Below are 11,453 nucleotides of genomic sequence, written 5' to 3'. Positions count from 1 at the left end.
GGGCAGGGCGGTGGGGGCGGGGGACTGCCAGACGAGCCGGCGTCCGCTGGCACGGTCGAACAGGTGGACGCGGTCGGCGTCGGCGGTGAGCGTCACCCGGTCACCGGCGGCGAGCCCGACCGGGCGCGGGCCGCGCAGGGCGACCGCCTGCCCGTGCACGTCGCACCAGGCGACCTCCTCGCTGCCGAGGTTCTCGATCGCGGTGACCGTGCCGTGCAGGCGCGCCGCGCCGTCACCGTCGCCGGTCGCGGTGGTGACGGTGCCGCCGGTCGTGTCAGTGGCCGCGCCGCCGGCGGCGGGCAGGTGGCGCAGGTGTTCCGGGCGGACGCCGACGATCACGTCGCGGTCCTCGTCGGTGCCCCGCAGCAGGGGGACGCGCAGCCCGGGCGCGGTCGCGGTGAGCAGGCCGTCGTCGGTGCCGAGGCGCGCGGGCAGCAGGTTCATCGGCGGCGCGCCGAGGAAGCCGGCGACGAACACCGACGCGGGCGTGTCGTAGACCTCGGTCGGCGTGCCGACCTGCTCGACGCGGCCCTTGTTGAGCAGGGCGACCCGGGTGGCCATCGACATGGCCTCGACCTGGTCGTGGGTGACGTAGATGAAGGTGCGGCCCAGCCGCCGGTGCAGGGCGGTGAGTTCGGTGCGGGTGGCGGTGCGCAGTTTCGCGTCCAGGTTGGACAGCGGCTCGTCCATCAGGAAGGCCCGCGGGTCGCGGACGAGGGCGCGGCCGAGGGCGACCCGCTGGCGCTGCCCGCCGGACAGCTCCCGGGGGCGGCGGGCCAGCAGGGTGTCGAGTTCGAGCTGGGCGGCGGTCTCCCGCACCCGGCGGCGGATCTCGGCCCGCGGCACCCGCGCGGCCCGCAGTGGGAAGCCGATGTTGCGTTCGACGGTCAGATGCGGGTAGAGCGCGTAGCTCTGGAACACCATCGCGAGGTCACGCCGCCGGGCCGGCAGGTGGGTGATGTCCCGCTCGCCGAGCAGGACGCGCCCCGAGGTCGGCTCCAGCAGGCCCGCGATCATCCGCAGCAGGGTCGTCTTGCCGCAGCCGCTGGGGCCGAGCAGGACGAGGAAGTCGCCGTCCGCCACGTCCAGCGAGATGTCGTCGACGGCCTTGGTGCCGCCGAACGACCTGGTGAGGCCCTCGATCCGGATCTCTGCCACAGGCACTCCAGGTACGTACGTTCCGTGAGCATGCGCGCTCCCGGTTCTCCGTTACCTGTGCAGCGTCGGGTACCGAGGTGAACGGGCGCCGACCGGTGGACGACGGTTCGCCGTCACATTCGGCAACGATTTTTCGGCCACTTTCTGTCCTGGTTTCGTATACGCCCAGGTAGTGGCATCGTGTCATGGGGGAGGCGGTTGCGGAGGGTTATCTAACTCGGTCGGCTTGCGGCTATTCGTCCGGTTCGGTGTCGTCGCCGCCGGGGCTCGGCCGGTCCGGTGCGGCGGTGGGTTCGGCTCGCAGGGCGTACCCGAGCAGGTCCGTGACCGCCGTCGACTCGGGCCGGGGGTCGCTGCCGCGGCGCAGGCCGACCGCGAGCTGCAGCGTGTTGAGCAGCAGCAGCGAGGCCAGCCGGCTGGCGATCAGGTCGGTGCCGACCGGCCAGTCGGGGGTGCCGACGACCAGCAGGATGTCCGCGATCTCGCCCAGCGGCCCGGACGTGTAGCTGGTGATCCCGATGACGGGTGCTCCGGCGGTGCGGGCCGCCTCCGCCGCCCGCAGCGTCGGCTCGTTGGCGCCGCTGCTGGTGATGACCAGGCAGACGTCGGTGGGCGCGAGCAGCCGGGCGCTGATCGACTGCAACAGCGAGTCGCTCGGCGCCTCCGCCGGCCGACCGATGAGGAGGAAACGCAGCGCCGCGTCCTGCGCGATCGGCCCGGATCCGCCGTTGCCGACGACGAGCAGCCGCCCGGCCCGGTCCAGCAGGTCGACCGCCGGCGCCAGCAGGGAACGGTCCAGTGGGCCCAGGGCGTCGGCGAGAACCTTCGTCGCCGCGGCGAACACCGTGTCGAGCAGTCGCTCCACCGGGTCGCCGGAGCCCGTCGAGCCGACCTCGCCGCGCAGCGCCGCCGCCCCCGCCTCCCGGGCGAGGTCGAGGCGCAGGTGCTGGAACCCGCGGAAGCCCAGCGACTGGCAGGCCCGCACCACCGTGGCGGTGGACGTCCCCGCCGCGTCCGCCAGCTGCGCGGCCGACCACTCCACGATCTCCTCCGGCCGGGCCAGGCACACCTCGGCCACCCGCCGCTCGCTGGGCACCAGGCTCGGCAGCGTCGCCCGGATCGCGGCGAACAGCCCGCCCGGACGTGCTCCACCGGCGGAGGCGGCGGTGGATGGCTGTGTGGTTGGGGTCGCCATGCAGCCGTCATACACCGTGAAGGTGACGGGCGTGGGTGGCCTCAGACGCGCAGGAGGAGGGTGATGAGGCCGCCTCGGGCCGGGCTGGTGCCTGCGGGGAGCCCGCGCGGGCGAAGCGGGTCGTCTCGTAGTGGCGCTGGGCGGCGGCGAGGTCGCGGGGGTGGTCGGTCAGGGCCTGGGCGAGGTCGGCGGCGTCGAGCATCGCCTGATTCGCGCCGGCGTCGGCGAACGGGGCGCCGGGATGGGCCGCGTCGCCGATCAGGGTGATGCCCGGCCGGTGCGGCCAGCGGGGGCCGCGGGGCAGCGCGTACACCGCCCGTGCCACGGGACCGGCGTCGCTGTGCCGGATGAGCGCGCCGAGCCGGTCGTCCCAGCCGGTGAAATGCCGGGCGAGCCGGTCGCGCACGACGGACGCGGTCAGTCGACTGACCGGCGCGAGCTCCGTCCACCCGGCGGGCAGGCGCAGCGTGACCTGCACGGCGACGCCGTCCCCGACGCGGCGGGCGACAAGGCCGCGATCCTCGGTGAGGGCGCTGACGCCGCCGCCGACGAACGCGTCGAGCGCCGGGTGGCGCCGCTCGACGTCGGACAGGTGCGCGTCGAAGACGAACATGCCGGTGTAGCGGGGCCGCGCGTCGTCGAGCGCCCGACGTATCCGCGACCAGGTGCCGTCCGCGCCGACGACCAGATCGGCCGGCACGCTCGCCCCGCCGTCGAGCTCCAGCTCCAGCTCACGTCCGGGCCGAAGGCCGAGCCCGGGTTCGGCGTGGTGACCGCGGCCGCCCTCCCTCCGCCGCACCGCCATGACCGGCGTGTCCCAGACGACCCGGCCGGAGGGCAGCCCGTCGAGCAGGCGCCGCCGCAGCTCCGCCGCGTCGATCCCGTCGGCAGGAAGGGTGATGCGGGCGGCCCGCAGCGCCCGCAGGCCGGCGTCGGGACGCAGGTCCAGTGGATGGACCGGCACGCGGTCGGGCGGCGGGAGGGCACCGGGGCGGGCGTCGAGTTCGTAGACAGTGGCGGCGATGCCCGTCTCGTGCAGGATGCGGGCGAGGGTCAGCCCGGCGAGCCCGCCGCCGACGATCACGATGCGTGGCGGCGGGCCGGCCTGCTCGCCGCCACGCTCAGGCGTGAGGGCCATCGGCGGTCAGACCCGCCGCTTGAAGGCCGCCACCGCCAGCGGCGCGAACACCGCGGCGATCCCCGCCGCCCACAGCAGCGCATGCCACACGGGCGTCGCCACCGGGCCGGACACCAGCAGGCCGCGGGTGGCGTCGGCGAGCGCCGTCACCGGGTTGACCTTGACGAACGCCTGCAGCCAGCCGGGCATCGTCGACGTCTGGACGAAGGCGTTGCTGACGAACGTGAGCGGGAAGATCAGCGTGAATCCGAAGATCATCACCTTCTCCGGCTCGGAGACGAGCATGCCGACCAGCACCGAGATCCACGACACGCACAGCGCGAACAGCATCACCAGCCCGACAGCGGCCACCGCCTGCAGCGGCCCGGTCTCCACCCGGAAGCCGAGGATGTAGCCGAGGCCGAGCAGCATGCAGATGGCCCAGAGCTGCTTGGCGAGGTCGGCGACGATCCGCCCGGCCAGCGGCGCGGAGCGGGCGATCGGCAGCGAGCGCAGCCGGTCGAACACGCCCTTGGTCAGGTCGGTGTTCAGCCCGGTGCCGGTGTTCAGCGTGGTGAACAGGGTGTTCTGGACGATGATGCCGGGCAGTGCGAACGTCAGGTAGTCGCTGGTCGAACCGGAGATCGCGCCGCCGAACACATAGGTGAACAGCAGCAGGAACATCAGCGGCTGGACGCTGAAGTCGAGCAGCTCCATCGGGTTGTGCTTGATCTGGACGAGGGTGCGCCACGCCAGCGTGCGAGTGTGCCGCAGGGCGTCGAGCGGGGTGACCCGCGGGGGGCCGGCCGGCTCGGGACGGGGTGCGGCGGCCCGGGGCGCCTGCTCGGGCAGGGTGGTGGTCAGGGTCGTCATGGCGGTCAGCTCCTCGTCGCCGCAGGGATCCGGGCGGTCGGGTCGTCGGTGGCCGGCTCGCCGGCGCGGCCGGTCGGAGCGCCGCCGGTGTCGGCTGGGTCGGCTGGGTCGGTGCCGGGGGAGGCCGCGTCCTCGGCGGGGCGGCCGGTCAGGGAGAGGAAGACCTCGTCGAGGCTGGAGCTGCGCAGGGTGATCTCCCCGACCGTCACCCCGGCGTCGTCGAGACGGCGCACGATCGCCGGCAGCACGGCCGGGTCGGTGACCTGGGCGCTGACGAGGGTGCCGGCGAGCTCCGGGGCCGCCCCGGTGATCTCGGCGACCGTGGTCACGACCAGCTCGGTGTCGGCGCGGTCGACCGGGCGTACCGCCAGCGTCTGCGCGCCGGTCTGCTTCTTGAGCTCGTCCGGTGAGCCCTGGGCGATGATCCGCCCGTGGTCGACGACGGCGATGTCGTCGGCGAGCTGGTCGGCCTCCTCCAGGTACTGGGTGGTCAGCAGCACGGTGACGCCGTGGACGCCGACGAGGTCGCGCACCACGTCCCACATCTCGTTGCGGCTGCGCGGGTCGAGGCCGGTCGTCGGCTCGTCGAGGAACAGCAGGCGGGGGCGGCCGACCAGGCTCGCGGCCAGGTCGAGCCGCCGGCGCATGCCGCCGGAGAACGTCTTCGCCGGCCGGGATGCCGCGTCGCTGAGCCGGAACTCGGCGAGCAGCTCGGCGGCCCGTGCCTTCGCCTGCGGCCGGGACAGACCGAGCAGCCGGCCGATCATCACCAGGTTCTCGGTACCGGTGAGCATCTCGTCGACGGAGGCGTACTGGCCGGTGAGGCCGACGAGCTGGCGGACGCGGTGCGCGTCACGGTGCACGTCGTAGCCGCCGACCACGGCGGTGCCGGAGTCCGGGCGGATCAGGGTCGCGAGGACGCGGACCGTGGTGGTCTTGCCGGCGCCGTTCGGGCCGAGCAGGCCGAAGACCGTGCCGGCGGGCACCCGCAGGTCGACGCCGTCGAGCGCGGTCGTCTCGCCGTAGCGCTTGACGAGGCCCTCGGCGACGATCGCGGGGGTTGAGTCTGGGTCTCTGACCGTCATGTCGAGCAGCATGCCGGCCGGCACTGACAGTTCGGCGAGACGCGGCCGAGAGGCCGCTGCCACGCCGCTGTCACACTGACAGCCCGCTGACACGGGCCGGCGATCCACCGGTCTCGTGTCAGCGAGTCGTGTCAGCGGGGCACGTCAGCGATGGGCTGTGTCAGCTGATGGGGCTGTGTCAGCTGATGGGGCTGTGTCAGCTGATGGGGAGGGTCAGGCGATACGGCGGCGAGAGACCGCGCGCAGGGAGGGGCTGCCGCTGTAGTGCTCGATGCCGGCGATGTCGGTGCCCGGGGGCACGACCTTGTCGATCGCGTCGAGGGCCGTCGTGTCGAGGGTGACATCGGCGCCGGCGAGGGCGTCCTCGAGCTGCTTCATCGTCCGCGGCCCGATGATCGTCGAGGTGACGGCCGGGTGGCTGTCGACGAAGGCCAGCGCCAGGTGGGTCAGGGACACTCCCGCCTGCTCGGCGATGGTCACGAGCCCCTCGACCGCGTCGTAGCGGGCCGGCGTGCTCGGGTCGTCATCCAGGTCGCCGCCGCCGCGCAGGCGGGCGATCGCGCCGTCACTGGCATAGCGCGAGCCTGACGGGACGTCCGCCCCGCGGCGGTACTTGCCCGTCAGCCAGCCGCCGGCCAGCGGGCTCCATGGGATGACACCCATGTCGTGGCGCAGCGTGGCGGGCAGCACGGACTCCTCGATCGACCGGGCGAAGATCGAGTACTGCGGCTGCTCACAGACGAACCGCTCGCTGCCGCGGCGGCGTGCCGCCCACTGCGCCTCGACGATCCAGTCCGCCGGGAACGACGACGAGCCGAGGTAACGCACCTTGCCCTGGCGGACCAGGTCGGTCAGGGCGCCGAGGGTCTCCTCCAGGTCGACGTCCCAGTCGTGCCGGTGCACCTGGTAAAGGTCGATGTAGTCGGTGCCGAGGCGGCGCAGGCTGTCCTCGGCCGCCTTGATGATCCAGCGCCGGGAGCCGCCGCGGTGGTTGCGCTCGGAGCCCATCGGACTGAAGCACTTGGTCGCCAGCACCACGTCCTCGCGCCGCGCACTGATCGCCTTGCCGACGATCTGCTCGCTCTCCCCCTGGGAGTACACGTCCGCGGTATCGATGAAGTTGATGCCCGCGTCGAGCGCCGCATTGATGATCCGCGCGCACTCGTCGTGGTCGGTGTTCCCCATTTTCCCGAACATCATGGCGCCGAGGCACTGCGTGCTGACCTCGACACCGGTCCGGGCGAGCTTGCGATACCGCATGGCGTACTGCCTCCTGCACCGTGGCATCGACCATCCCCAGCCGGGACCGTCGTCCTCCCAACGACCCTAGCCATTCGAGCGCGCTCGATGTCCGGCCATGCCGCGTCTCGAACTGGCAACTTCGTGCGCGGTAAGACCGCTACTCCACACTGCGCGCACGGCCGAGGGCGCGCAGGTCGTCGCGGTGGGCGGCGAGGAAGTCGTCGAAGGTGCGGGGGGCTCGGCCGGTGAGGTCCGCTACCGCCGAGGCTGTCGCCGCCAGCGAGCCGGCCGCGACCTCGGCGTGAAGCGCGGCGACGTCGTCGGCGAACGCCGCGGGCAGTCCCTGGGCGCGCAGGGTGGCGGCGAACTCCGGCGGCGGCAGGTCCCGGTAGCGGATGGTGCGGCCGATCGCGGCGGACAGTCTCTCGGCGATCTGGCTGTGGGTGAGGGCCTGTGGGCCGGTGAGGATGAAGGTCTCGTTCCCCGGCTCGTCCTGGCCGCGGGGGCGGGTCAGGATGCGCGCGGCACAGGCGGCGATGTCCTCGCAGTCGATGTAGGAGACGCGGGCGTCGCCGTACGCGCCGATCAGCTCCCTGTCGGCGGTGAAGGAGCCGGCACCGGTGAGGAAGTTCTGCATGAAGCCGTTCGGCTGCAGCACGGTCCACCGCAGGCCGGACACCTTCAGATGCTGCTCGATTTCCCAGTGGGCGCCCTCGGCGAGCCGTCCGCCCTCGTGGGCGTGCCACACCGAGATCTTCACCACCCGCTCGACCCCGGCGGCGCGGGCGGCGTCGATGGCGTCGGTCTGCTGACGGACCATGGGCTGCTCCCCGTCCACCGGCCCCGCGCCGGCGCCGTTGAGGAACAGCTGGTCGACGCCGCGCAGGGCCGCGGCGATCGAGGCCGGATCGTCGAGATCGCCGACGACGACGTCGCAGCCCAGCGCACGGCCCCGGGCCTCATCGCGGACCAGCGCGCGGAATGCGACCCCGCTCGCGCGCAGCCGGCGCACCAGCGGCCGGCCGATCGAGCCGGTGGCGCCCGTCACCAAGATCATTTCTCTCTCCCGGTCCACGTCGTTCGGCGGATAACCTGAGGATGCCTCGAGAATATTACCTGAGGATGCCTCGACTTATCCGGGAGGGACGCGATGAGCAGCGATCGACGTCGTCCGCGTGCCGACGCGCGACGCAACCGGGAACGGCTGCTGACCGAGGCCGAGGCCGCCTTCCGGGAGCAGGGGACAGGCACGTCGCTGGAGGCCGTCGCCCGCCGCGCCGGCGTCGCGATCGGAACCCTCTACGCCCACTTCCCCTCCCGCGACGCCCTGGTCGCCGCGGTGCTGCGGGAACGCAACGGAGCCCTGTTCGAGCACGGGGAGGCGCTGTTCGCCCAGCCCGAACCCGCCCCGGCGCTCGCCGCCTGGGTCGCCGCCGTCGTCGAGCACGCCGCCGCCTACCAGGGGCTCGCCGGCATGCTGGCCGCGGGCGCCGGTGACGAGCGCTCCGAACTGCACGCCTCGTGCGCGCGCATGAACGACATCGGCGACCGGCTGATCGGCAGGGCCCGCGCGGCCGGAGCGCTGCGCCAGGACGCGACCAGCGCGGACATCTTCGCGCTCATGAACGCCGCCGCCTGGATCGCCGAACAGACGTCGCGTGAGCAGGCCGACCGCCTGGTGCGGCTGACCCTGCGCGGCCTGTTCCGCACACCGAAGGACGAGGCCGACGAGGCGCTTCGGCCTGCTTAGGCCCTGACCGGCCGGGCGTGGTCCTCGTCACGTCTCCTGGTGCCCGCGATCTGGCCGGTCAGCCCAATGCGCCGGCCGGCCCGGCCCACCGGCGCGGGCTCGACGCATGCGGGCCGAGATCGTCCCGTGGCTGCCGCCTGATGATGCAGGTCACGGGCATGGGCACGAACCAGCCCGGTTCAACCGTGCTGAGCGTGTGATGGCCTCAGCTGGCGGCCCGTCATCCAGGGGCGCTCGGCCACCGCGTCCGGGTCCTTGGATCGGCTGCGACCACCTGCCGCGAGCCGGGAGGCTTCCGTAGGTGCCGGCGATCCGCGCGGCGCGTGGATACCCGCGGTGGGTCACCGCCGTGCCCCGGGCGGATCGAAAAGCGCAAAAGCGGGTTCATCTGCTGCTAGAGTCCGCATCTGCGTGGTCGAGAGCCGGGTTTTTCCGGTGAATGCGCGGTCGGGGCAAGGGGGCTCCGAACGCGCCGCGTGCCGAGCGGCCCCATGGGCCGGAACCGCGCGCTGTTCACGCCGTGGATGTGCCGCAGCGAAGCCGTCATCCACAACCCGATCTCTTCCCATTCCTGGTAGACGAAGGATTTCCGCATGATCGACAAGCGTGTGGGCTCCGGCAGGCGGCGCGCGGTACGCGCACGCCCTGCCGCGGCCGGCTCGGTGGTGTTGCTCGGCGCGGCACTCCGGCCACCGGCACGACGCCCAATCCCACCACGTGGAGCGGCATTGTCGCCGCCGGTGGCAGCCCGCCCGGCGCCACCGCCGCCCACGCCTTCGCGGTCTGTGCCGACAGGCACGGCGGCAACGACTGACAGACGCCCAGCCCGCTGACAGCACCCATCCCGCGACCCAGCACTCCCCTCACTCCGTCCACTCCGACCACTCCGACCACTCCGACCACTCCGTTTCGTCCACTCCGACCACTCCGACCACTCCGTTTCGTCCGCTCCGACCACTCCGCCCGCGCGACCGTCACCTCATCGACTCCGAAGGAGAGCGCACATGGCGCGCCTGTCCCTTCCCGCCCGCGGACTTCCCGCCCGCGGACTTCCCGCCCGTGAGGTCACCGCCCGAAGGCTGGGGCGCACGGCCGGTCCGGCACTGGTGCTGGCGGCGGCGCTGACCGTGGCGGTGCCGGGCACCGCGCACGCCAACTCGGTGGGCCTCACCGTGCGCACGCCGGGGGCCACCAGCGGGCCCTCGACGACGTTCGCCGAGATCTCCACCCACGCGGACTGCGCCAGCGGCCTCGTCGCCGGCGGTGGGATCAACCAGGCCATCGGCACCGGCGCGGTCTCGAACGGCAACCACGTGATGGGCACCGGGCCCAGCTCGGACGGCAGCTCCGAATACACCGGCACCACCGGAGTCGTCGGCACCGATGTCACCCACTGGCTCGGCATCGGCGGCACCGGCGGCGCGACCGACGCCGCCTTCTCCACCACGCCGTACGCGACCTGCCTGACCAGCACGCTGATCAACCACACCCAGGTCGTCATGAACAAGGTCGCCGGCCCGGCGTCGGCTTCCACGGTCGGCCTGGTCACCGCCGTCTGCCCGGCGAACACCGTGCTGCTCGGCGGCGGCGCTCGCAGCACCCCGGCGAGCATCGGCAGCCTCAAGCCGATCGCCAGCTTCCCCACGTTCAACGACGCGGCGCACGACTACGGCCTGAAGGCCGCGGCGGACGGGGCGACCAACCCGAACGCGTGGAGCGCCGTCGGCTGGAACGGCGGCGGCGGCAACAGCGGCAACACCACCTATGCCTACGCGATCTGCAGCGCAAGCGGCATCAACGTCAGCGGCGTCACGGTGAAGGTCCGCTTCACCGAGGTGAGTGGGCCGACCTCGGCCACCACCGGGCAGACGGCCACCGTCGGCTGCGGCGGCTCCGACGGCAAGCTGATCAGCGGCGGCGCTGCCGTCAGCGGCGGCGGCGTGACGACCACGGACTTCACCGGCCCGGGTTCCGGCGGCACGCACCTCAACGGCAGCTTCCCCAGCGGCTCCACCGGCACGCCGGTCAGTGACGGCACGACAAGCGCCGCGTACTGGACGGCCTTCAGCCACTCCGGCGGCGCGAGCTCGCCGAGCACCTACACCGACGCCTGGGCGCTGTGCGCCGACGACGGTGTCTGATCAAGACCGAAAGAGACGGTACATCTCCGTGGACCCCCGTCCCGTCCTACCCAGGGCGTATCCCTCCAGGCCAACCCGGCTGCGCTACCGGATGATCGTGTTCGGTGGTGCGTTCGGCATCCTCACCGCGATGGCGGGCGCGCCACCGGCGGCCCTCGCCGCGGATCCACCCGCCGGCGCGTCGTCGCCGTGCGGGGCGACCGGCTCGCTCACCACCTCCGCGACCGCCCCACCCGCCTGCGTCTACGACCGGCCGGGCACCGACGTCTTCACCGTCCCGGACGGCGTGGCCAGCGTGACCATCGATCTGTTCGGGGCCGAGGGCGGCAGCGCGGCCGGCTTCGTCGCGCCGAACCCGCCGAACGCCGGTGCCCCCGGCGGGCTGGGTGGACAGAGCCGGGCGACGGTGGCCGTCCAGCCCGGCCAGGTCCTGCAGATCACGACGGGGGGCGCGGGGGTGCCCGGCACCTCCCGGCACGGCGAGTTCGCCCGCCCGGGCGGCACCGGTCACGGGGCCGGCGGCGGTGGCGCGCACGGCGGTGGCGGCTCCGGCGGTGGCGGTTCGGACGTGCGCGTCGGCGCGTTCGGCCCGGCCGAACGGATCCTGGTCGCGGGCGGGGGCGGGGGAGCCGGCAACGGCGGCCCGCTGCTGCGCGGCGGTGCCGGCGGCGGCCTCGCGGGCGAGGCCGGCGGCCAGGGCGGCGGTCCGGCGGGCTCCGGTGCCGCCGGCGGTGGCGCCACCCAGAGCGCCGACGGCACCGGCAGCCCCAACTCCACTCGCGGCGGCCCCGGCATCGCCGGCGGTGACATCGACCCGAACACCGGCCAGCCCAACCCGGGCAGCGGAGGTCCCGGCGGCAACGGTGGGGGCGGCGGGAACGGTGGCGGCGGC

At 73.5% G+C, this 11,453-nt stretch carries 9 protein-coding genes and 1 pseudogene; 3 read left to right on the top strand and 7 right to left on the bottom strand.

Annotated elements, in window-relative coordinates; translation table 11 throughout:
• The 7 genes from C1A33_RS12435 to C1A33_RS12405 form a co-directional block, all read right to left on the bottom strand.
• Positions 1–1,158, bottom strand: a 1,158-nt coding sequence (locus C1A33_RS12435) for an ABC transporter ATP-binding protein (protein WP_101831682.1), incomplete at its 3' end; no start/stop codon positions are given.
• A gap of 232 nt (positions 1,159–1,390) precedes the next feature.
• Positions 1,391–2,353, bottom strand: a complete 963-nt coding sequence (locus C1A33_RS12430) for a MurR/RpiR family transcriptional regulator (RefSeq protein ID WP_101831681.1) — start codon at positions 2,351–2,353, stop codon at positions 1,391–1,393.
• A gap of 7 nt (positions 2,354–2,360) precedes the next feature.
• Complete coding sequence (locus C1A33_RS12425) at positions 2,361–3,491, bottom strand: FAD-dependent oxidoreductase (protein ID WP_101831680.1); 1,131 nt, start codon at positions 3,489–3,491, stop codon at positions 2,361–2,363.
• A gap of 6 nt (positions 3,492–3,497) precedes the next feature.
• Positions 3,498–4,343, bottom strand: a complete 846-nt coding sequence (locus C1A33_RS12420; protein ID WP_101831679.1) for an ABC transporter permease — start codon at positions 4,341–4,343, stop codon at positions 3,498–3,500.
• A gap of 5 nt (positions 4,344–4,348) precedes the next feature.
• Positions 4,349–5,440 (bottom strand): ATP-binding cassette domain-containing protein, encoded by a 1,092-nt coding sequence (locus tag C1A33_RS12415; protein ID WP_207770282.1) that lies wholly within the window; start codon positions 5,438–5,440, stop codon positions 4,349–4,351.
• A gap of 201 nt (positions 5,441–5,641) precedes the next feature.
• Positions 5,642–6,688: an aldo/keto reductase gene (locus C1A33_RS12410; protein ID WP_101831678.1), complete on the bottom strand. Its 1,047-nt coding sequence runs from the start codon at positions 6,686–6,688 to the stop codon at positions 5,642–5,644.
• A gap of 139 nt (positions 6,689–6,827) precedes the next feature.
• Positions 6,828–7,727, bottom strand: coding sequence for an SDR family oxidoreductase (locus C1A33_RS12405; RefSeq protein WP_101831677.1), 900 nt, complete (start codon positions 7,725–7,727; stop codon positions 6,828–6,830).
• A gap of 93 nt (positions 7,728–7,820) precedes the next feature.
• Here C1A33_RS12405 and C1A33_RS12400 point away from each other — a divergent pair, with 93 nt between their 5' ends.
• The 3 genes and pseudogenes from C1A33_RS12400 to C1A33_RS37425 form a co-directional block, all read left to right on the top strand.
• The gene (locus C1A33_RS12400) at positions 7,821–8,420 is read left to right on the top strand and encodes a TetR/AcrR family transcriptional regulator (protein ID WP_101831676.1); all 600 of its coding nucleotides are present in this window, start codon (positions 7,821–7,823) and stop codon (positions 8,418–8,420) included.
• 1,004 nt (positions 8,421–9,424) lie between these two features.
• Complete coding sequence (locus tag C1A33_RS12395) at positions 9,425–10,561, top strand: hypothetical protein (RefSeq protein ID WP_243407467.1); 1,137 nt, start codon at positions 9,425–9,427, stop codon at positions 10,559–10,561.
• Positions 10,562–10,589: 28 nt separating this feature from the next.
• A pseudogene (locus C1A33_RS37425) lies at positions 10,590–11,453 on the top strand (hypothetical protein); the annotation flags it as partial.

The sequence above is a fragment of the Frankia canadensis genome, assembly GCF_900197875.1.
GTDB lineage: Bacteria > Actinomycetota > Actinomycetes > Frankiales > Frankiaceae > Frankia > Frankia canadensis.
This window is presented reverse-complemented; position numbering and strand designations above follow the sequence as displayed.

Bases quoted from the DNA above. Each gene is read 5' to 3' on its own strand.
- C1A33_RS12400 (WP_101831676.1), top strand. From the start codon at position 7,821: ATGAGCAGCGATCGACGTCGTCCGCGTGCCGACGCGCGACGCAACCGG.
- C1A33_RS12395 (WP_243407467.1), top strand. From the start codon at position 9,425: ATGGCGCGCCTGTCCCTTCCCGCCCGCGGACTTCCCGCCCGCGGACTT.
- C1A33_RS12425 (WP_101831680.1), bottom strand. From the start codon at position 3,491: ATGGCCCTCACGCCTGAGCGTGGCGGCGAGCAGGCCGGCCCGCCGCCA.
- C1A33_RS12420 (WP_101831679.1), bottom strand. From the start codon at position 4,343: ATGACGACCCTGACCACCACCCTGCCCGAGCAGGCGCCCCGGGCCGCC.
- C1A33_RS12405 (WP_101831677.1), bottom strand. From the start codon at position 7,727: ATGATCTTGGTGACGGGCGCCACCGGCTCGATCGGCCGGCCGCTGGTG.
- C1A33_RS12410 (WP_101831678.1), bottom strand. From the start codon at position 6,688: ATGCGGTATCGCAAGCTCGCCCGGACCGGTGTCGAGGTCAGCACGCAG.
- C1A33_RS12415 (WP_207770282.1), bottom strand. From the start codon at position 5,440: ATGCTGCTCGACATGACGGTCAGAGACCCAGACTCAACCCCCGCGATC.
- C1A33_RS12430 (WP_101831681.1), bottom strand. From the start codon at position 2,353: ATGGCGACCCCAACCACACAGCCATCCACCGCCGCCTCCGCCGGTGGA.